Consider the following 20,320-nt stretch of genomic DNA (forward strand, 5'->3'; position numbering starts at 1 on the left):
GTTAAACGGATGTTTTGCGAGAGGGGCTGCAAATCCGTAAAAAAGATCGGGTATTAGGCGGGCAGAGCCCAGTATACGGGGGATTGTGACAAAAAAGTGAAGCGGCGTACCGCGACGCCGCTCAGTGGGAAGGTTTATCGTCCTGGTGCGGTTTGTTGTTAAACATATCGCACAGCATGTTCAACAGCATCAACCGTACCTTAAAGGGAGAGTGGGTAAACACGTTCATACACCTCTTAAATTCATTCATATGACCTCCTGATTTCCGATCCCTTCGATCCGTGAAGGGTGACTGCATTACATACAGATATAGCACAGGCTATATTGTATAGCTATGGCTATTTCGTTAATTTTTTGTGCTTGTGGAGCTATGGTTTACAATGTGCGCTCCGTAAAGGCGCTGGAAGCGTCATCCCCATTGAGGAAGCACAATGAACCGTCGCGCAGGTAAGCCAACAACAAAAAAAACGACGCAACTGGTGAATGTTGAAGAGCATGTAGAAGGGTTCCGCCAGGTACGCGAGGCGCACCGCCGCGAGCTGATTGATGACTACGTAGAGCTGATTTCTGATTTAATTCGCGAAGTGGGCGAGGCGCGTCAGGTCGATATGGCCGCCCGGCTGGGCGTCTCGCAGCCAACGGTTGCCAAGATGTTAAAGCGGCTGGCATCCGTGGGGCTGATCGAAATGATCCCCTGGCGCGGCGTTTTCCTGACGCCGGAAGGTGAAAAGCTGGCGCAGGAGAGCCGCGAGCGCCACCAGATCGTCGAAAACTTTTTGCTGGTGCTGGGCGTCAGCCCGGAGATTGCCCGCCGGGATGCGGAAGGGATGGAACATCACGTCAGCGAAGAGACGCTGGTGAAGTTCCGCGAGTTCACGCTCAAATACGGTTCCTCCGCCGAATGAACATTCCCGGACTGCGTGCGCTGGCGCGCGATCGTTTCTTCCATCTTTTAGTAATTATTGGCGCAGGCTTAAGCCTGTTCGTCCCCTTTGCGCCGCGCGCCTGGCCCGCGGCCATTGACTGGCGCACCATCATTACCCTGAGCGGCCTGATGATGCTGACCAAGGGCGTGGAGCTCAGCGGCTATTTTGACGTGCTCGGGCGCAAAATGGTTCGCCGCTTCGCGACCGAGCGCAGGCTGGCGCTGTTTATGGTCTTTTCGGCAGCGCTGCTCTCCACGTTCCTGACGAACGACGTGGCGCTGTTTATCGTGGTGCCGCTCACGCTCACGCTGCGTAAGCTGTGTGAAATTCCGGTTACGCGGCTGATTATCTTCGAAGCCCTGGCGGTGAACGCCGGGTCGCTGCTTACGCCCATCGGCAATCCGCAAAACATCCTGCTGTGGGGGCGCTCCGGGCTGTCTTTTGCCGCGTTTACCTGGCAGATGGCGCCGCTGGCGCTGGTGATGATGGCGTCGCTGCTGGCGGTCTGCTGGTTTGCGTTCCCGGATAAGAAGCTTCAGTACCATAGCGGCACGGCGGGACCGCAGTGGCAGCCGCGGCTGGTCTGGAGCTGCCTTGGCCTTTATATCGTTTTCCTCATCGCGCTGGAAATGAAGCTTGAGCTGGTGGGCGCGCTGCTGGTCGCCGCCGGGTTTTTAGCCCTGGCGCGGCGCGTGCTGGTGAGCGTGGACTGGACGCTGCTGCTGGTATTTATGGCGATGTTCATCGACGTGCACCTGCTGATTCAGCTGCCGGTGCTGCAAAGCGTTCTGCATGGTGTTGCGAGCCTGTCCGAACCTGGCCTGTGGCTCACGGCGATTGGCCTGTCGCAGTTTATCAGCAACGTGCCGTCGACCATTCTGCTGCTCAACTATGTTCCCCCCACCGCGCTGCTGGCCTGGGCGGTCAATATCGGCGGCTTTGGCCTGCTCCCCGGCTCGCTGGCAAACCTGATTGCCCTGCGCATGGCCAACGATCGCCGCATCTGGTGGCGCTTCCACCTGTGGTCGATTCCGATGCTTCTCTGGGCGGCGGCGATCGGATTCGGACTATTCCTTCTCATATAGTGCGTTATTTGTCAGTTTTTCCTGGCAAATGTATAGCAGCGTCCTAGCTTTAGTGAACGGCATAGTGTGATGCCGCTCACTGACAGGACCGTTGCTGACCATGGCTGAAGAACAGAATCCGCCTGCTGACGAGCAGGAAAAAAACAATAATGAGCGCAAGCGCCCCGGCAAAAAACCGTTAATTATCCTCGGCATCGTGGTTGTGGTGATGGTTATCGTGGCGCTGGTCTGGTGGTTTTTAACCCGTAACGAAGAGACCACCGACGATGCCTTTACCGACGGCGACGTGGTGACCATTGCCCCCAAAACGGCGGGCTACGTCACCGAGCTGCGGGTAAAGGATAACCAGCGCGTGAAAAAGGGCGACGTGCTGGTGACGATCGACCCGCGCGACACCACCGCGCAGCGCGACCAGGCGCAGGCCCAGCTTGGGCTGGCGATTGCCCAGCTCCACCAGGCGCAGGCCCAGCTGGCGCTCTCGAAGGTGCAATATCCCGCCCAGCGCGACGAAGCCAGGGCCCAGGTGCTGAAGGCCCAGGCCGACATGGCCAACGCGCAGGCGGAGTACCGCCGCCAGCGCGGCGTTGATCCGCGCGCGACCACCCAGCAAAGCATCGATTCTGCCAACGCCCAGCTGCGCAGCGCGCAGGCGGGCCTTGCCAGCGCGCAGGCGCAGCTGGAAGTGGCGGAGCAGGTTCAGCTGCAAATTCGCCAGCAGGAAACCAACGTCGAGGCCCGCGAACAGCAGGTAGAGCAGGCGAAAGCCCAGCTGGAAACGGCGAATCTCAACCTCTCGTATACCGAGGTTCGCGCCCCGTTCGACGGCTATGTAACCAAACGCAACGTTCAGCCGGGCACGCTGGTGCAGGCGGGAACGGCGCTGTTTTCACTGGTCTCCCCGAACGTGTGGGTGGTGGCCAACTTTAAGGAATCGCAGCTCGAGCGCATGAAGCCGGGCGACAAGGTCAGCGTGTCGGTGGATGCCTGGCCGGATATGGCGCTTGAGGGCCACGTTGACAGCATCCAGCAGGGCAGCGGCTCGCGCTTCTCCGCGTTCCCGTCGGAAAACGCGACCGGCAACTTCGTCAAAATCGTTCAGCGCGTGCCGGTCAAAATCGTCATTGATAAAGGGCTGGACCCGAACAGGCCGCTGCCGCTGGGGCTGTCGGTTGAGCCGAAGGTGACGGTGGAATGACGGACCATAGCCACGATAACTGGAAGCCCGCCAGCAACCCGTGGGCGGTGGCGATTGTGGTCACGCTGGCGGTGTTTATGGAAATACTCGACACCACCATCGTTAACGTGGCGCTGCCGCACGTGGCGGGCTCGCTGTCGGCCAGCTACGACGAATCCACCTGGGTGTTAACCAGCTACCTTGTGGCAAACGGCATCGTGCTGCCGATCTCTGCCTTTCTGAGCCGGCTGTTTGGCCGCAAGCAGTTCTTCCTGATCTGCATCGTGATGTTCACCATCTGCTCGTTCCTCTGCGGCATTGCCACCGAGCTGTGGCAAATCATCCTGTTCCGCGTGATGCAGGGCTTCTTCGGCGGTGGCCTGCAGCCGACGCAGCAGTCGGTGCTGCTCGACTACTTCAAGCCGGAGGACAGGGGCAAGGCCTTTGGCCTCTCGTCGATTGCCATCATCGTTGCGCCGGTGCTCGGGCCAACGCTGGGCGGCTGGATCACCGATAACTACTCCTGGCGCTGGGTCTTCTTCATCAATATTCCGGTGGGGATCGTCACGGTGCTGGCGATCTACCAGCTGCTGGAAGACCCGCCCTGGGAGAGCAAATCGAAAGAGAAGCTCTCCGTCGACTGGACGGGGATCGGCCTGATCGCCCTCGGGCTGGGCTGCCTGCAGGTGATGCTCGATCGCGGGGAGGATGAGGACTGGTTTAACTCTAACTTTACCCGTACCTTCGCGGTATTAACGCTGATCGGCATCATCGGCGCGATCTACTGGCTTCTCTACGCCAAAAAGCCGGTGGTGGATCTGCACTGCATGAAGGACAGAAACTTTGCGGTCTCCAGCCTGCTGATGGCGGGAATGGCGATGATCCTGTACGGCAGCTCGGTGGTGATCCCGCAGCTGGCGCAGCAGGATTTGGGCTACACGGCCACGTGGTCCGGGCTAGTGCTGTCGCCCGGCGCGGTGCTGATCGTGCTGACCATCCCGCTGGTGCTGAAGCTGATGCCCATCGTGCAGACGCGCTGGATCATCGCCTTTGGCTTTACCTGCCTGGCGGCGTCGTTCTTCTGGTCGCGCACGCTGACGCCGGATATCGACTTCGAGACGCTGGTCCTGTTCCGCAGCGCCCAGTCGATCGGGCTCGGGTTCCTGTTTGTGCCGCTCACCACCATCGCCTTTATCTCGATTCCGAGGCGGCTCAACGCCGACGCCGCGGCGCTGTTCACCATGTTCCGCAACGTGGCGGGGTCGATTGGCATCTCGCTTTCTACGGCGGCGATCACCGAGCGCTCTCAGGCGCACAGCGCGCATCTGGCGTACCACGCGTCGCCGTTTAGCGAGCAGTTCCAGCTGGCGATCCGTGAAAGCGCCCAGGCCATTCAGAACTTCACCACCCAGGTTGGTGACCCGACGGGCATCGCCACCGGGCGCATGTACCAGACCATGATCGAACAGTCGCGCTTTCTGGCCTACATCGACGTCTTCACCCTCCTGAGCACCGTGGCCTTGCTGCTGATTCCGTTTTGTTTGTTGCTCTCGCCGGTTAAGAGCGAGGGGAGTGCAGGAGCACACTGATGATACACAGACGTTTACACCCTCTGATGATAATGATGCTGCTGGTGGGCTGCGCCGTCGGGCCGGACTACCAGCCGCCCGCGCCGCAGGCGCCCGCCCGCTGGAACGACCCGGAGGATAGCGGCGTGAAGTCAAAAACGTCGACCGCGGCCACCAACCCGCGCTGGTGGCAAACCTTCGGCTCGCCGCAGCTCGACGGCCTGATTGAGCGCGCCATTGCCGGGAACTTATCCCTGCAGCAAACGGTGCTGCGCATCGCCGGGGCGCGCGAGCAGATTAACCAGGCCGGGGGCGCGTTTTACCCGTCGGTAAACGGCAGTCTGCAGGCCACGCGACAGCAGCTCGGGCTGGAAGGTGAGCTGAAGTCCCACGGCGTATATGACCAGGTGGATGGCATCGATCCCAACCTGAAAGGCGCGCTGGGGCCGCTGACGCAGCCGATTAACCTCTACCAGGGCAGCTTTGACGCCCAGTGGGAGATTGACCTGTGGGGCAAGGTGCGCCGCCAGGTTGAGGCCGCCGAGGCGCAGCAGAAAGCGGCGATTGAGCAGCGTAACGACGCGCTGGTATCGCTGGAAGCGGAGGTGGCGCGCGCCTGGCTACAGCTGCGCGGCGCGCAAAGCATCATCGCCACGCTCAACACCCAGATTGAGAGCGCGCAGCAGACGCTGGACCTCACCGAAAGCCGCCAGCGCGGCGGGCTGTCGCCGCAGATGGACGTGGAAAACGCCCGGGCCCAGCTCGGCAATCTTGAGGCGCAGCTGCCGCAGTACCAGGCGCAGGAGCGGCAGGCGATGAACGGCCTGGCGATCCTGCTCGGCAAGCCGCCGGGCGCGCTGGACGCGGAGCTACGCTCGGCCCAGCCGATGCCCGCGCTGCCGGATATCGTGCAGACGGGCATTCCGTCTACGCTGGCGCGTCGTCGCCCGGACGTGCGCGAGGCGGAGGCAAATCTCCACGCCGCCACGGCGCAGATCGGCGTGTCGGTGGCGCAGCTTTTCCCCAGCTTCACCCTTTCCGGGCAGTTTGGCCTGCGCAACAGCGAAACCAACTGGCTAACCGACTGGAGCAGCCACTTCTACAGCTTCGGGCCGCAGGTTTCGATCCCCATTTTCCAGGGGGGACGGCTGGTCTCCAGCGTGAAGGTCGCGCGGGCGCAGCAGGGGGCGGCGGTGCTGGACTATCGCCAGACGGTGCTGACCGCGCTCGGGGACGTGGAGAACGCGCTCGTCAGCTACCGCACCGACCAGCAGCGCGAGGCGGGGCTGGCAAAAACCATCGACGCGCTGCAAAACGCGTTTGATTTAGCGAGCGACAGCTACCGGCAGGGGATTGCCAGCTTTATCGACGTGCTCGACGCCCAGCGCCAGCTGGCGCAGGCCCAGCAGCAGCGCGCCCAGGCGCAGGTGCAGAGTTCGCTCGACCTGGTGGCGCTCTACAAGGCGCTCGGCGGCGGCTGGGAGCCGTATCAGCAGGTGCAATTGCCGGATTACAAGGTCTTCGGCGACGCGCCGCGCGCGTAACGATTCAGAGAATTGGGCAAGAAACGGACAGGAACGCCACATTCGCGATGGCTGAGCGGCGGGTATAACTATCAGGCACCCAAACGAAATGCGAGGAATGTCTTATGCGATATCAAAAACTGGGCAACACCGGCCTGTTTGTTTCTGAACTTTGCCTCGGCACCATGACCTTCGGCGGTGAAGGCGGCATGTGGGGCAAGATTGGCCAGCTGCAGCAAAGCGATGCCGAACGGCTGGTGGGCCGCGCCCTGGACGCGGGGATCAACTTTATCGACACCGCCGACGTCTACTCGGAAGGGCGCTCAGAGGAGATCCTCGGCCAGGCGCTGAAAAACCTGAAGGTCCCGCGTGAAAACGTGGTGGTCGCCACCAAGGCTTTCGGCGAGACGGGCACGGCGGGAGTGAACTCGCGCGGCAGCTCGCGCTATCACATCATCAACAGCGCCAAAGAGAGCCTGCGCCGCCTGCAGCTCGATCACATCGATCTCTATCAGCTGCACGGCTTCGACCCGGCAACGCCAGTCGAAGAGACGCTTTACGCGCTGGATAACCTGGTGCAGCACGGCCACGTGCGCTACGTCGGCGTCTCTAACTGGGCGGCGTGGCAGATTGCCAAAGCGCTGGGGATTTCCGAGCGTCTCGGGCTGTCGCGGTTTGCGTCGCTTCAGGCTTACTACACCATCGCCGGGCGCGATCTGGAGCGCGAGCTGGTGCCGATGATGCAGAGCGAGGGCGTGGGGCTGATGGTCTGGAGCCCGCTGGCGGGCGGGCTGCTGAGCGGGAAATATGGCCGCGACGGAACGAGCGAAGCGGGCAGCCGTCGCCTGGAGTTTGACTTCCCGCCGGTCAATAAAGATCGCGCCTTCGACTGCGTGGACGTGATGCGATCTATCGCCGAAAGCAAGGGCGTTTCCGTCGCGCAAATCGCGCTGGCCTGGCTGCTGCACCAGAAGGCGGTCACCAGCGTCATCATCGGGGCCAAACGCGTCGACCAGCTGGACGACAACCTTGCCGCCACGGGCATTCAGCTCAGCGAAGACGAACTGAAGCAGCTCGATGCCGTCAGCGCGCTGCCGCGCGAATATCCCGGCTGGATGCTGGAGCGTCAGGGCGAATACCGTCGCAACCAGTTAGCGCAGCAGTAACCTCCCTCCCCCGGTGGCGCTTGCGCTTACCGGGGCGAATTTCCCCCTGATTATTCAATCCTCCTCACAAAAAACGATCCCGGTCTTTGATTGATTTTTCATCTTTAGCTATATGACTAGTCATGAAATTTAAATGACTAGTCATATGAGGGTAGAACATGAATCAATCACTGCCAGCCAACTTTTTATGGGGCAACTCCGTTTCCAGCATGCAGACGGAAGGGGCGTGGAACGAGGGCGGGAAGGGGATGTCCGTATACGACATTCGCGAGGCCGGGGAAAACGTCTCCGACTGGAAGGTCGCCACCGACTCCTACCACCGCTATCGGGAAGACTTCGACCTGATGCAGGATCTCGGCATGAACTGCTACCGCTTCCAGATCTCCTGGAGCCGCGTCTGCCCGCAGGGCGACGGCGCGTTTAACGACGAAGGTATCGCCTTTTACGACCGCTTTATCGACGATCTGATCGCCCGCGGCATTGAGCCGATGATCTGCCTCTACCACTTTGATATGCCGCTGGCGCTGGCGCAGGAGTACAACGGCTTTAACGATCGCCGGGTGATGGAGGCCTTCATCCGCTACGGCAAAAAGATGATCGACTGCTTCGGCGACCGGGTGAAGTACTGGCTGACCTTCAACGAGCAGAACATTTTCCACATGCCGATAGCGTTTCGCATTTCCGGCTATATGAAAGGGGAGGAAACCCTGCGCGAGCTGTATGAATTACAGCACCACACGATGGTGGCGCACATGGCGCTGACCGAGTATCTCCATCAGACCAGTCCGGGCCAGCTGATGGGCGGCATGCTGGCGCACCAGCTGATCTACCCGGCCACCTGCAGGCCGCGCGACATCTTCTGCGCCCAGCAGTACGACGAATTCCTCAACCAGAACCTGCTGCGCGTCTTTGCCGGTCAGGGCTACAGCCCGGCGGTGATGGCCGTTGTGGAGCAGGAAGGCTTTGGCGATATCTACCGCGCCGAGGATCTGGCGCTGTTCGCGCGCACCAAAAACGACTACATGGCCTTTAGCTACTACGCCAGCAAAACGCTGGACAGCGACGCCATCCCGGAAGGCACGCCGGTCAACTACTACCTCCAGCACGGCGAGAAAAATAACCCGTACCTTCAGGCCACCGAGTGGAACTGGCAGATCGACCCGCTGGGCTTTCGCACCATCATCACCCGCTATGCCAACGACTGGCGTATGCCGGTGTTCCCGATTGAAAACGGCATCGGCGTGATTGAGTCCTGGGACGGCGTCAATCCGATTGAAGACGATTACCGCGTCGACTATCACCGCGCGCACATTGAGGCCATGAAGGCAGCGATCTTCGAAGACGGCGCAGAGGTGATGGGCTACCTCGGCTGGGGCCTGATTGACATCCTTAGCTCGCAGGGGGACATGCGCAAGCGCTACGGCGTGGTCTATGTGAACCGCGAAAACCACGACCTGAAAGACCTGAAGCGCGTGCCGAAGAAAAGCTACGCGTGGCTGAAGCAGGTTATCCATACCAACGGACGCGAGATGTAAGCCGTACGCTGCCGGGCCGTTTTTGTGACTGATTGATGGGAATATCCGCTATGTCTGAAGCAAAAATTACACCGAACATGCAGTCCTTTATCGACAGATTTGTTGAGTTTTCCGCGCGCCTGGCAAACCAGGTACACCTTCGCTCCCTGCGCGACGCCTTCGCCACGGTCATGCCGATTTTTATCCTCGCCGGGCTCGCGGTGCTGGTAAATAACGTGGTGTTTCCCTGGGTTCTGCACGGCGACGCGCTCGCGCAGTTTAAGGTGTGGGGCGAGGCGATTATCAACGGCACGCTGAACATCGCCGCGCTGCTGCTGGCGCCGATGATTGCCTGGTCGCTGGCGCGCAACAAAGATTTCGACAATCCGGTCTCGGCAGTGGTTATCGCCGTCAGCAGCTTTATCATCATGATGCCGATGCAGCTTCAGCTGACGCCCGTCGGCAGCCAGAGCGCGGTAAGCGTGGGGCAGGTGCTGTCGTTTGGCAATATCGGCAGCACGGGGATTTTCGCCGGCGTGCTGATTGGCCTGCTGTCGACGGAGATCTTTATCGCCATCTCGCGGCTGAAGGCGCTGCACATTTCGCTGGGGGAAAACGTGCCTCCGGCGGTGAGCAAATCATTCACCGCGCTGATCCCGACAATCATCACGCTCTCGCTGTTCGCCGTGCTGGCGGCGGTGCTGGCCAACGTGCTGCATACGGATCTGATCCACCTGATCACCACGTTTATTCAGCAGCCGCTGCGGCTGATCAACACCAGCCTGCCGGGCACCATTTTTATCTACAGCTTCGGCAATTTCCTGTTCACGCTGGGTATTCACCAGTCGGTGGTGAACAGCGTGATTCTGGAACCGTTCCTGCTGATTAATACCAACGAGAATATGCTGGCGTTCGCCAACGGCCAGCCGATCCCGCATATCATTAACAACATCTTTGTGCCGACCTTCGGCATGGTGGGCGGGACGGGCAGCACCATTTCGCTGCTGATCGCCATCTTCGTCTTCTCGCGCCAGCAGTCGGCGAAGCAGGTGGCGCGTCTGTCGCTGGCACCCGGGCTGTTTAACATCAACGAGCCGGTGATTTTCGGCCTGCCGATCGTGTTCAACCTGCCGCTGATGATCCCGTTCGTGCTGCTGCCCGCCATCGGCATCTGGTTTGCCTGGCTGTGTACCACGCTCGGGCTGATGTCGCGCTGCGTGGTGATGATCCCATGGACCACGCCGCCCGTCCTCAGCGCCTGGCTGGCAACGGCCGGAGACTGGCGCGCGGTAGTGGTGCAGTTGGCAATCATCGTATTTGGTGTATTCTTCTACCTGCCTTTCCTCAAGATTGCCGAGCGAGTGGCATTGAAAAACAGTGAGATAGCGAACTAACCATAAGGAAAGGGCGATGGCGGCGAAGTACATCACCATAGCGCGGGAAATCAAGAAACGCATTATTAGCCAGCAGTATGCCGCCAATGAACCGCTACCGGACCAGTTTGCGCTGGCGGCGGAGTTCAGCACCAGCCGGATGACCATCCAGCAGGCGATGCGCCAGCTGATCGTTGAAGGGCTGGTCTATACCCGCCAGGGGCAGGGGACCTTTATCCGCAAAAATTTCCTCCAGCTTTCGCAGTGGGATCTCTCCGGCAGCGACTACTTTGGCGCCACCAAAACCTGGGCGCATCTGGGCACGGTCACCAGCCAGGTGGTCCACTTCGAACTCCGCTTCCCCAACGAGAAGGAGCAGGCCTCGCTGATGATTAACGCCGATGCGCCGATCTATGATTTTATCCGCCTGCGCCTTCTGAACGGCGAGCCGATGTCGCTGGACTCCACCGTGATGCCGCTGAACCTGGTGCCGGGGCTGAACAAGAGCCACCTTGAAAGCTCGGTGTTCCAGTACGTGCAGGAGACGCTGGGGCTGAAAATAATGGGCTCGTATCGGGTGGTGCGGGCGCTAAAGCCCAACGAACTGGACATGCAGCATTTGGTCTGCGAGCAGACCGATCCGGTGCTGGAGGTGGAGCAGGTGATCTATCTTGAGGACGGTACGCCGCTGGAGTACGCGCACTGCCACTATCGTTACGACCACGGCGGGATTGTGATCGTCAATAACGGATAAAAAAAAGCGGGCACCGAGGCCCGCTTTTTTCATGTTTCTCTGTTAGTTCAAACGCACCGGCATACCGGAGCGGTTCTGAACGGCCTGGTCAACGATTGTCGTCTCGACGTCAGCCTGAGAGGTCACGGCCTGCACCGCGCTGTTCAGGGTGATTGGCACGATTTCGTTGTTGTTGATCTGGTCTTCGCTGGTGGACAGCGGGTTGTGCACTTCAATGTAGCGGCTACCGTCGGGTTCAGAGGTCGCTTTCACCGGTTCGTTGATGAACTGCACGCGCGTACCGACCGGCACGTTGTCGAACAGGAACTTGATGTCTTCGTTACGCAGACGCACGCAGCCGTGGCTGACGCGCAGGCCGATGCCGAAGTTGGCGTTGGTGCCGTGGATAGCGTACAGACGGCCAATATACAGCGCGTACAGGCCCATCGGGTTATCCGGGCCGGCAGGCACTACCGCTGGCAGCGGCTCGCCCGCAGCGATATATTCCGCGTGCATTTTGGCGGTTGGCGTCCAGGTTGGGCCCGCTTTCTTGCGCTCAACTTTGGTGGTCCAGTTCAGCGGGGTGTCTTTACCCAGCTGGCCAATACCGATTGGCAGCACGATCACGGTGTTGGTGCCTTTCGGGTAGTAGTACAGGCGCATTTCCGCGCTGTTGATCACGATACCTTCATGAACTGTATCCGGGAGGATCAGCTGCTGAGGGATATTCAGCACGGTCCCCGCTTTTGGCAGGTACGGGTCAACGCCCGGGTTTGCTTCCAGCATGTTGGACAGGCCGAGCTGATACTGCGCGGCAAAATACTCCAGCGGCTGGGTGTTGCCTTCCGGCACCGTCACCACCTGGTTTTCACCTACCAGACGGCTACCGTCTGTCGGCAGAGGATACGTTACCGCAGAAGCGGTTTTGCAAAAACCTACTACGGCTAACGCCGCCGCAAAAAGCGTTGTTAATTTCATGTTCATGTTATGCGAGGTATCTTTGCCACTCTGGCGGTTAGTTGAGAAGTCTGAATCTGTGATGGGAGCGCATTATATGTGCATTCCTGCCCACAGGGAATTCAGATGTGTACGAAATCACATTTTTTTCGAATTTGTTAAAGTTTAGTGGATGGCTGCAACACGGGATCTCATTTCGGAATTGTGGCATAATGCCGCGTTTATCACACTTTTCGCAGGAATCTCCCCGTGTTAGTTACCAGCAACGTCACTATGCAGTTTGGCAGTAAGCCGCTGTTCGAAAACATTTCCGTCAAATTTGGCGGCGGCAACCGTTACGGCCTGATTGGCGCCAACGGTAGCGGAAAATCCACCTTTATGAAAATCCTCGGCGGCGACCTGGAGCCGACGCTCGGCAACGTGTCGCTCGATCCTAACGAGCGCATCGGTAAGCTGCGTCAGGATCAGTTTGCCTTCGAAGAGTTCACCGTGCTCGACACCGTGATCATGGGGCACGCGGAGCTGTGGGAAGTGAAGCAGGAGCGCGATCGCATCTACGCCCTGGCCGAAATGAGCGAAGAGGACGGCTACAAGGTTGCCGACCTGGAAACGCAGTACGGCGAAATGGACGGTTACTCTGCGGAAGCGCGTGCGGGCGAGCTGCTGCTGGGCGTGGGCATTCCGGTTGAACAGCACTACGGGCCGATGAGCGAAGTGGCGCCGGGCTGGAAGCTGCGCGTCCTGCTGGCGCAGGCGCTGTTCTCGAACCCGGACATCCTGCTGCTCGATGAACCGACGAACAACCTGGACATCGACACCATCCGCTGGCTGGAGCAGACGCTGAACGATCGCGACAGCACCATGATCATCATCTCGCACGACCGTCACTTCCTGAACATGGTCTGTACGCACATGGCGGATCTGGACTACGGCGAGCTGCGCGTTTATCCGGGCAACTACGACGAATACATGACGGCGGCGACCCAGGCGCGCGAGCGTCTGCTGGCCGATAACGCCAAGAAAAAAGCGCAGATCGCGGACCTGCAGTCCTTCGTTAGCCGCTTTAGCGCCAACGCCTCTAAATCGCGTCAGGCGACCTCTCGCGCCCGCCAGATTGACAAAATCAAGCTGGATGAAGTTAAGGCTTCCAGCCGTCAGAACCCGTTCATCCGCTTCGAGCAGGACAAGAAGTTGTTCCGTAACGCGCTGGAAGTGGAAGCGCTGTCGAAAGGTTTTGAAAGCGGCCCGCTGTTTAAAAACTTCAACCTGCTGCTGGAAGTGGGCGAGAAGATTGCCATCCTCGGCGCGAACGGCGTGGGTAAATCCACCATGCTGAAAACGCTGGTCGGCGAACTGCAGCCGGACACCGGTACCGTTAAGTGGTCCGAGAACGCGCAGATTGGCTACTACGCGCAGGACCACGAGTACGCGTTTGAAAACGATCTGACCGTCTTTGACTGGATGAGCCAGTGGAAGCAGGAAGGTGACGACGAGCAGGCGGTGCGCAGCATTCTGGGTCGTCTGCTGTTCAGCCAGGACGACATCAAAAAGCCTGCAAAAGTGCTTTCCGGTGGTGAGAAAGGCCGCATGCTGTTCGGCAAGCTGATGATGGAAAAACCGAATATCCTGGTAATGGATGAACCCACAAACCACCTGGATATGGAATCTATCGAATCGCTGAACATGGCGCTGGAGATGTACCAGGGCACGCTGATCTTCGTCTCTCACGACCGTGAGTTCGTCAGCTCGCTGGCGACCCGCGTGATTGAAATTACGCCAGAGCGCGTGGTGGACTTCACCGGTAATTACGAAGATTACCTGCGTAGCAAAGGTATCGAGAATTAAAAAAAGCCGGGTGGCGGCTTCGCCTTACCCGGCCTACATTCTATTCCCTCTCCCCGTGGGAGAGGGTTAGGGTGAGGGCATCAGGCCGCACTACACCACCCACTCATCCCCTTCAACTCCGTTCACCAGCAGCGTACGTTTTTCTCCCGCCGGTAACGACACCTTCAGCGCGTTCCACGCCGGACGATAGTCGCCGCGCGCGTTCACCTTCAGGTTGATGGTTGCGCCATCGCACGCCATTTCCCACTCGATCCACAGTGCATTGCCGTGCTGGTAGCCCCAGCTTTCGCCGTCATCTTCAAACAGCAGGCCGGACGTGGTGCCCACCCCTTTCACCGGGAACAGCTTCAGCTCGCGGGTATCGTCTTTTTCAGCGCTCACGTGCGTAATGCGTTCGCTCAGCGGCAGGCCCGCACCGGCGCGCACCAGCAGCGGAAGCTTTTCCAGCGGCGCGTCGCGCGTAATCCACTGGCCGCCGGAGAACCACTCGTGGGTGTAAAAATCGTACCAGCCGGTTTCGTTATCCGGCAGCCAGACGCGGCGCTCGCGCTGTCCGGCCTCAATGACGCTCGCCACCAGCAGGTCGCGGCCCAGCAGGAAATCGTCGCACTCTTCAAACGTCTGCGCGTCGTGCTCGTGATCGAGGAAGGTCGGGCGCAGCATCGGCTCGTCGTCGGCGTGGGCCTGCCAGAGCAGGGTATAAAGATACGGCAGCAGGCGATAGCGCAGCTCAATCGCGCCGCGAATGGCAGGCGTGACGCCCGGGTACATCCACGGCTCGTTCACGGTGCAATCATCGTTCCACGAGTGAATGGTAAAGCGCGGGTGCATCACGCCGTTTTGCACCCAGCGCACGAACAGCTCGGCGTCCGGCTTATCGCCCGAGAAGCCGCCGACGTCGTGCCCGACGTTGAACAGGCCGGACAGGCTCATCCCCAGCCCCATGCGGGTGTTGTAGCGCAGCGTCTCCCAGCTGGTGCGGTTATCGCCGCTCCAGGTCTGAACGTAGCGCTGCATCCCCGCGCAGCCGGAGCGGGAAATTAAGTATGGACGCTTCTCCGGCGCAAAGCGCTGCTGCGCTTCCAGCGAGGCGCGCATCATCAGCAGCGGCATCACCGGGCGGATTTGCTTGATGGCGATCTCCCTGCCGAAGCCAAAGCACCGCGCTTCGCCGTCCCACACCTCAAACTCGTTGTTGTCGTTCCAGGTGGAATCGATGCCCATTTCCAGCAGCTGCGTGGTGACGCCGTTCTGCCACCACTTCACCGTCTGCGGGTTGGTAAAGTCGAGGTGCGAGCCTTCGTCATCCCAGAAGCTGGAGCGCTCCGGCGCATCGGTTTCTGAATCACGGATGAACAGGCCGCTCTCCGCCACTTCGCCATAGCGCGGGTGATCCTGCAGCAGGCACGGCTTGATGTTGGCGGCAAGCTTCAGCCCGGCGTCGTGGAAGGCCTGGCTCATCACCTTCGGCTGCGGCACCTTGTCGTAGTTCCAGTTGAAGACGTAGCGCTTGCCGTTAATGGAGGTATAGCCGGAAGAGAGCTGGAACGAATCGCACGGAATGGCGTGCTCTTCGCACAGTCGGATGAAGTTCATCAGCTGGTTCTGCGCGTCCGGCGCGTCGGTGTAGTGCATGGTCGAGCCGCTGTAGCCCAGGCTCCACTTCGGCCCGAACAGCGTTTTCCCGGTCAGGCGCACGAAAGACTTGGTAACGTCCAGCGCGCGCCTGCCGGTAAAGATGTAGTAGTCGATGTCGCCCGCTTCCGCCTGCCAGCGGCGGTAGGCGGTGTGGTAGTTGTCGATTTCGTTGCCCAGGTCCAGCCAGCAGCTGCTGAGGTTGTCGTAAAACAGGCCGTAGCTCACGTCGTCGCGGCGGGTGAGGGTGAACGGAATGTGCTTGTAGAGCGGGTCGGTGCTGGCGGCGTTGTAGCCCATCGCGTCGAGGTTACGCATCTCGTAGCGTTTGCCGTTGCGCTGCAGGTCGCCCGCTTTTTCGCCGAGACCGTAAAAACGCTCGTCCCTGCGGCGGCTCAGGTAATGCGCCACGCCGTCGCCGTGGGCATTTAGCAGGTACGCGCTGGTGGGGCGATCGTTGGCCAGCGGCTGCCATTCATCCGCGTCGTTGCGGTAGTGCCACTCCAGCCACAGCGGCTGGTGGACGGTAACGCGCAGGTTTTGGGTTTCCACCATCAGCACGTCGTCGCGCTGCGTTAATGTCCAGGCGGGGCAGGTGAAGCCGCTCAGGTCGTCGCGGCGGCGGCCTTCCCACGGCACGTCCTTGTCCGGCGCGATGCTCCAGGTGCGGTCCAGCGCCAGTTCGCCCCTGCGCTTGATCAGCACGCGGAACAGGTTCTCCTCCAGCACGTACAGGCACAGGCGGTGTTGATTGTCGACCAGCAGCTCAAGATGGTTTGCCGACTGCTTATCTACGGTCCAGTTTTTCAGGGTTTTCATATGCAATACATCCACTATCAGGCGCGCTTGGCGCGACGTTCAGCAATAAATGCCACCAGGAAAACAGCGCCAATCAGGTCAAAGAAGCCCATGGCGATAAAGAGCGGGTTAAAGCCGATTTTGTCGGCGGTGACCCCAATCAAAAGGGAGAACAGGAAGCTGGCAATCCACGCCGCCGAGCCGCGCATGCCGTTGACGGTCGCCATCTGGCCTTTGTCGAATGACTCCACGACCAGCGCGCTGAGCATGCAGGAGATGATCTGGTGCCCGAATCCGCCGATGGAGATCAGCACGATGGTGATATACGGGTCGCGGGTAATCGCCACGATGCCCAGCGAAATCATCAGGAACGCGCCGGTAACGGAGCTGGCAACCACCGAGTTCACGCGGGAGCAGCCGAACCAGCGGGTGTAGAGGCGCGTCAGGTAGCCGCTCGCCACGCTGCCGAGGTCGGCGGCGAGGAACGGCAGCCAGGCGAACATCGCGATCTGCTTCAGGTCCATGCCGTGCTCTTTCGCCAGATAGAGCGGCACCCAGAAGCTCAGCACCGCCCAGGCCGGTTCCGCCATAAAGGCCGGAATGGCGATACCGTAGAACCGTTTATTCTTTGAGACGGTTTTCAGCGCGGTAAGGAACGGCAGTTTGACCGCAGGCGGTTCGTTATCCTGCTTGATAAAGGCCAGCTCCTCCTTGCCGAGGTTCGGGTGCTGCTCCGGGTTGTGGTAGAAGATCCACCACAGGGCAACCCACAGCAGCGCCAGCACGCCGGTAAACATAAACGCGCCCTGCCAGCCGAAGGAGGCGTGGGCAAAATAGATAATCGGCGGAGCCAGCATTGCCCCGACGGAGAAGCCGACGCCTGCCCAGCCTGCGGCGACGGGACGTTCCGATTTCGGGAACCATTCACCGATGGTTTTGGCGTTAGCGGGCGTTGCGGCGGCTTCCGACGCGCCCATAAAGAAGCGCAGGATAGCCAGGTGCAGCCAGGTTCCGGCGCCCGCGTGGAAGATACACATCAGCGCCCAGATCCCGGCGCAGACCATAAAGCCAATCTTCAGGCCAATCACGTCAATCAGCCAGCCGCACAGGGGCTGGAAAATGGTGTAGGCGATCTGGAACGCGCCAACGATCCAGGAGTATTGCTCGGTGGTGATCCCGAGGCTCTCTTTCAGCTCCGGCGCGAGGATGCCCAGCGAGTTTCGGGTAATGTAGTTCACGGTTACGCCGAGTAAAAACAGCACCAGAACGTACCAGCGCAGGTTCTTAATTACGCGGCGGGTTTTGCTTGCCGCAAGAGGTGTATTGATGTCCTGACTCATTTTGATCTCCACAAGACGGACGGCAGGATAGAGAAAGTAAGTTGTCACACACATTTTTATATTTCGCTGAATGGTAACGGTTTTATACATTAAACCTGTTATACCAATTTGATGCGTTTTGTGTGATAACTGCACAGTAGGGGAGAAATTGGCTGGACAACAGGGGATTTTATGCAAAACTTTTCATGATCCTTTGTGATTGATCGCTCGTGGCCTCAGGAGCTAAGTTATTGAGCATTGGCGGCGATATGAAAAAATTTTCACGACACAACCGGAGCCAGATCACAAAATGGATAAAAGGCTAAAAATTACCCAGATCGCTGAGCGCACGCAGCTGTCGATCAGCACCGTTTCGCGCGTGCTGGCGGGCAAAGCCAACACCAGCGAACGCGCGCGGGCAAAAGTGCTGGCCTGCGCGCGGGAGCTGGGCGTGATGGACGGTCTGGCGGCGGGGCGGCTGCTGCTCAACAGCCTGGTGGTCTTCGCGCCGCAGCGGGCGTTTGACGAGCGGTCCGACATCTTCTACTACCGCGTGATCCAGAGCGTGGGCAAGGCGCTGGCCTCGCACGAGGTGCGCCTGCGCTACTGCGCGCTGGAGGAAAACGACGGCGACGCCCAGCTGTTTCTGACGCGCATGAACGAGCCGGATACCCAGGCCGCCATTCTGCTGGGCATTGACGATCCGCACATTCACGATCTGGCGGTCGACGTGGGCAAGCCGTGCATGCTCATCAACTGCCGCGATCGGCATATGCGCCTGCCTGCCGTTGCGCCGGATCACCGTTCCATTGGCGAGAGAGCGGCGGAGTATCTGTTCGAGATGGGGCACCGTGAGGTGATGACCGTGCTCTGTCTGCGGCGCTATACCATGGAGCTGCGCCTGTCGGGGATCCGCGATGCGTGGCGCACGCATAATTTGCGCTTCGACGACAAACGCGATCTGCTGGAGGTACAAAGCTTCAGCGCGAAAGAGAGCGAACGCGCGGTCAGCGAATGGCTCGGGCAGCGGCAGGGAAAAGAGTTACCCACGGCGTTTCTGGTCGGCGGCGATTTTATGGCGGCGGGCGCTATCAGCGCGCTGCAACATCACGGGCTGCGGGTTCCGCAGGATGTCTCGGTGATGAGCATCGACGGGTTTAACCTGGCGGCGATTCAGGACGTGCCGCTGACCGCGGTACTCGTCCCGCGCGACGAGCTGGGCACCGAAGCGGTGCACATGCTCCAGCAGCGGCTGATGCGCCCGGACGCGCCGGTGGGGACATTGCTGCTGAACGGCACGCTGGCGGTGCGGGAATCGGTGCGGCGGATACGTCAGGGGAAACGACGCACCGCCGTTGAGCGGGAAGGGCTTTACGACGATTAGGCCATGCCCAGCGCGCGCCTGCCGTGAATATTCAGGTCGTTCACGGTGAAGCGGTCCTGCCAGGTGGTTTCGTAATCCTCACGCGGGAAATCCCCCGGCGACGCTCCGGCCTCCAGCGCTTCCTTAACCTTCTTCGCGTAGGCGAGGTTCTTCTCGCACATCGGCGCGGCCGGAATATACATCACGTTCCCCCAGCCCTGCTGGTTTTCCACCGGCGCCACGGAGTGGATCACGTCGCAGTGCCACCAGACGGAATCGCCCGCGTCCAGCGCCGGAATGCTGGTCAGCGCTTCAATGAGTAGCGGGTGCCACTTCTCGGAAATCGGCAGCACGCGCCCCGGCGCGACGCCGCACAGCTCGTCCTCGGGAACATCGTCCAGCAGCGGGCGCAGCAGAATATAGGCCATCGCTTCCGGGATCGGCACCACGTGCAGCAGGCCCTGACCGGGGATCATGTCCGACAGCGCCGTCCAGCCCTGGAAGGTGCGGAACACCGAGCATTTGGTGGTGTTATCTACGGTGTACTCTTCCACTTCGGTACGGTGCGCCGCGTTCCAAGGATCGTATTGCTCAACGTTGCCGTCAAAGACGCGGGCGAAAACCTGCTGATACGCCGGAAGCAGCCAGCGCTCCAGCGCGCCGGAGTCGGTATGCGCCCCCAGCCCTTTAGACGTCGTTCCCGGCGGGCGGCGGCGGATGCGATCCGGATAAATCACGCTGACGTCCGGGTTGAACCACTGCTTGCCGTTGCTTTCGAACGTCCACAAGCGGTTCAGGAACGATTGCACCTGCGCCATCTCTTCACTCTGGCGCGCCTGCATCTGCGCCTGTGACCAGTAGATCGGGTAAATCTCCGGGCGCGAAGCCGTCAGCGTGCCGAAGAAGTTATCGCCCGGGCCTTTGTACACCTCGTCGAACCTGTTCAGATCGAGGTAGTCGAGCATCGATTTATCCCACGCCAGCGCCTGCTCGCGCGGGAAATGACCCTTGATCACCGCGCAGCCCCGGCGCTTAACCGCCTCGCGCTGCTCTGCGGTGATGCGCCCGTTTTTCACGTCAGCAAACGGAATTACCGGCCAGACGTCCTGGCCTTTGTTTTTCAGCCCGTTGATTTCCGCCACGCGGGTGGCAATTTTGTCGCTGAGCCTGTCGAACACCGCCTGCACGTCGCCGATTTGCGCCCGCAGCTCGCGCTTCATCTGACGGATTGCCGCCTTGTGGTCCGCAGGCAATGTTTCACTGGTAAACGTCATCGTCATAACCGCCTCGCATCTTTCATTCGAAAGTAAAAGTATCTACAAACGATACTTTAAGTTAAAA

Annotated in this window: 16 protein-coding genes; 11 read left to right on the plus strand and 5 right to left on the minus strand. The window is 60.1% G+C overall.

Annotated elements, in window-relative coordinates; genetic code table 11:
• Positions 1 to 121: 121 nt before the first annotated feature.
• Positions 122 to 250, minus strand: a complete 129-nt coding sequence (gene mntS / locus V1599_RS09520; protein WP_032644847.1) for a manganase accumulation protein MntS — start codon at positions 248 to 250, stop codon at positions 122 to 124.
• Between the two features lie 181 nt (positions 251 to 431).
• On the opposite strand from mntS, the gene mntR reads away from it, so the two are divergent.
• From mntR to V1599_RS09565, 9 genes are all read left to right on the plus strand, one after another.
• Positions 432 to 905, plus strand: coding sequence for a manganese-binding transcriptional regulator MntR (mntR, locus tag V1599_RS09525; RefSeq protein ID WP_112011393.1), 474 nt, complete (start codon positions 432 to 434; stop codon positions 903 to 905).
• A complete protein-coding gene (locus tag V1599_RS09530) occupies positions 902 to 2,011 on the plus strand; it encodes an anion transporter (protein ID WP_297118989.1) in 1,110 nt (369 codons plus the stop codon). Before mntR ends, V1599_RS09530 begins: the two co-directional genes overlap by 4 nt.
• 100 nt (positions 2,012 to 2,111) lie before the next feature.
• A complete protein-coding gene (locus tag V1599_RS09535; RefSeq protein ID WP_395301431.1) occupies positions 2,112 to 3,206 on the plus strand; it encodes an HlyD family secretion protein in 1,095 nt (364 codons plus the stop codon).
• Positions 3,203 to 4,774 (plus strand): DHA2 family efflux MFS transporter permease subunit, encoded by a 1,572-nt coding sequence (locus V1599_RS09540; protein ID WP_395301432.1) that lies wholly within the window; start codon positions 3,203 to 3,205, stop codon positions 4,772 to 4,774. Before V1599_RS09535 ends, V1599_RS09540 begins: the two co-directional genes overlap by 4 nt.
• On the plus strand, positions 4,774 to 6,297 hold the full coding sequence (locus tag V1599_RS09545) for an efflux transporter outer membrane subunit (protein WP_395301433.1): 1,524 nt from the start codon (positions 4,774 to 4,776) through the stop codon (positions 6,295 to 6,297). The genes V1599_RS09540 and V1599_RS09545 overlap by 1 nt, the downstream gene beginning before the upstream one ends.
• A 104-nt stretch (positions 6,298 to 6,401) precedes the next feature.
• Positions 6,402 to 7,442 (plus strand): aldo/keto reductase, encoded by a 1,041-nt coding sequence (locus tag V1599_RS09550; RefSeq protein ID WP_297118982.1) that lies wholly within the window; start codon positions 6,402 to 6,404, stop codon positions 7,440 to 7,442.
• Between the two features lie 158 nt (positions 7,443 to 7,600).
• Complete coding sequence (locus V1599_RS09555; RefSeq protein ID WP_395301434.1) at positions 7,601 to 8,977, plus strand: glycoside hydrolase family 1 protein; 1,377 nt, start codon at positions 7,601 to 7,603, stop codon at positions 8,975 to 8,977.
• 50 nt (positions 8,978 to 9,027) lie between these two features.
• Positions 9,028 to 10,350 carry a PTS sugar transporter subunit IIC gene (locus tag V1599_RS09560; RefSeq protein ID WP_395301435.1) on the plus strand — a complete coding sequence of 441 codons (1,323 nt, stop codon included), beginning with the start codon at positions 9,028 to 9,030 and terminating at the stop codon, positions 10,348 to 10,350.
• 16 nt (positions 10,351 to 10,366) lie between these two features.
• Entirely contained in the window at positions 10,367 to 11,083 is a 717-nt protein-coding gene (locus V1599_RS09565) for a GntR family transcriptional regulator (protein WP_297118977.1), read from the plus strand.
• Positions 11,084 to 11,125: 42 nt separating this feature from the next.
• Here the strand turns inward: V1599_RS09565 and ldtB are convergent, their stop codons facing one another.
• Positions 11,126 to 12,046 (minus strand): L,D-transpeptidase, encoded by a 921-nt coding sequence (gene ldtB / locus V1599_RS09570; protein ID WP_112011384.1) that lies wholly within the window; start codon positions 12,044 to 12,046, stop codon positions 11,126 to 11,128.
• 222 nt (positions 12,047 to 12,268) lie between these two features.
• Between ldtB and V1599_RS09575 the strand changes: the two genes are divergently transcribed.
• Complete coding sequence (locus V1599_RS09575) at positions 12,269 to 13,864, plus strand: ABC-F family ATPase (protein WP_395301436.1); 1,596 nt, start codon at positions 12,269 to 12,271, stop codon at positions 13,862 to 13,864.
• 90 nt (positions 13,865 to 13,954) lie between these two features.
• Here the strand turns inward: V1599_RS09575 and V1599_RS09580 are convergent, their stop codons facing one another.
• Positions 13,955 to 16,318: a TIM-barrel domain-containing protein gene (locus V1599_RS09580; protein ID WP_395301437.1), complete on the minus strand. Its 2,364-nt coding sequence runs from the start codon at positions 16,316 to 16,318 to the stop codon at positions 13,955 to 13,957.
• A gap of 17 nt (positions 16,319 to 16,335) precedes the next feature.
• Entirely contained in the window at positions 16,336 to 17,637 is a 1,302-nt protein-coding gene (locus V1599_RS09585; RefSeq protein WP_395301438.1) for an MFS transporter, read from the minus strand.
• A 289-nt stretch (positions 17,638 to 17,926) separates the two neighbouring features.
• Between V1599_RS09585 and V1599_RS09590 the strand changes: the two genes are divergently transcribed.
• Positions 17,927 to 19,000, plus strand: coding sequence for a LacI family DNA-binding transcriptional regulator (locus V1599_RS09590; RefSeq protein WP_395301439.1), 1,074 nt, complete (start codon positions 17,927 to 17,929; stop codon positions 18,998 to 19,000).
• Here V1599_RS09590 and V1599_RS09595 read toward each other — a convergent pair.
• Positions 18,997 to 20,259, minus strand: coding sequence for a DUF1479 domain-containing protein (locus V1599_RS09595; protein ID WP_395301440.1), 1,263 nt, complete (start codon positions 20,257 to 20,259; stop codon positions 18,997 to 18,999). The genes V1599_RS09590 and V1599_RS09595 overlap by 4 nt on opposite strands.
• Between the last annotated feature and the right edge of the window lie 61 nt (positions 20,260 to 20,320).

The organism is Enterobacter sp. ECC-175, assembly GCF_043968675.1.
Taxonomy (GTDB): Bacteria; Pseudomonadota; Gammaproteobacteria; order Enterobacterales; family Enterobacteriaceae; genus Enterobacter.

Coding starts and splice junctions, on each gene's coding strand:
- mntS (WP_032644847.1), bottom strand. CDS start 250: ATGAATGAATTTAAGAGGTGTATGAACGTGTTTACCCACTCTCCCTTT.
- V1599_RS09535 (WP_395301431.1), top strand. CDS start 2,112: ATGGCTGAAGAACAGAATCCGCCTGCTGACGAGCAGGAAAAAAACAAT.
- V1599_RS09565 (WP_297118977.1), top strand. CDS start 10,367: ATGGCGGCGAAGTACATCACCATAGCGCGGGAAATCAAGAAACGCATT.
- V1599_RS09555 (WP_395301434.1), top strand. CDS start 7,601: ATGAATCAATCACTGCCAGCCAACTTTTTATGGGGCAACTCCGTTTCC.
- V1599_RS09540 (WP_395301432.1), top strand. CDS start 3,203: ATGACGGACCATAGCCACGATAACTGGAAGCCCGCCAGCAACCCGTGG.
- ldtB (WP_112011384.1), bottom strand. CDS start 12,046: ATGAACATGAAATTAACAACGCTTTTTGCGGCGGCGTTAGCCGTAGTA.
- V1599_RS09550 (WP_297118982.1), top strand. CDS start 6,402: ATGCGATATCAAAAACTGGGCAACACCGGCCTGTTTGTTTCTGAACTT.
- mntR (WP_112011393.1), top strand. CDS start 432: ATGAACCGTCGCGCAGGTAAGCCAACAACAAAAAAAACGACGCAACTG.
- V1599_RS09530 (WP_297118989.1), top strand. CDS start 902: ATGAACATTCCCGGACTGCGTGCGCTGGCGCGCGATCGTTTCTTCCAT.
- V1599_RS09595 (WP_395301440.1), bottom strand. CDS start 20,259: ATGACGATGACGTTTACCAGTGAAACATTGCCTGCGGACCACAAGGCG.
- V1599_RS09580 (WP_395301437.1), bottom strand. CDS start 16,318: ATGAAAACCCTGAAAAACTGGACCGTAGATAAGCAGTCGGCAAACCAT.
- V1599_RS09545 (WP_395301433.1), top strand. CDS start 4,774: ATGATACACAGACGTTTACACCCTCTGATGATAATGATGCTGCTGGTG.
- V1599_RS09560 (WP_395301435.1), top strand. CDS start 9,028: ATGTCTGAAGCAAAAATTACACCGAACATGCAGTCCTTTATCGACAGA.
- V1599_RS09590 (WP_395301439.1), top strand. CDS start 17,927: ATGGATAAAAGGCTAAAAATTACCCAGATCGCTGAGCGCACGCAGCTG.
- V1599_RS09585 (WP_395301438.1), bottom strand. CDS start 17,637: ATGAGTCAGGACATCAATACACCTCTTGCGGCAAGCAAAACCCGCCGC.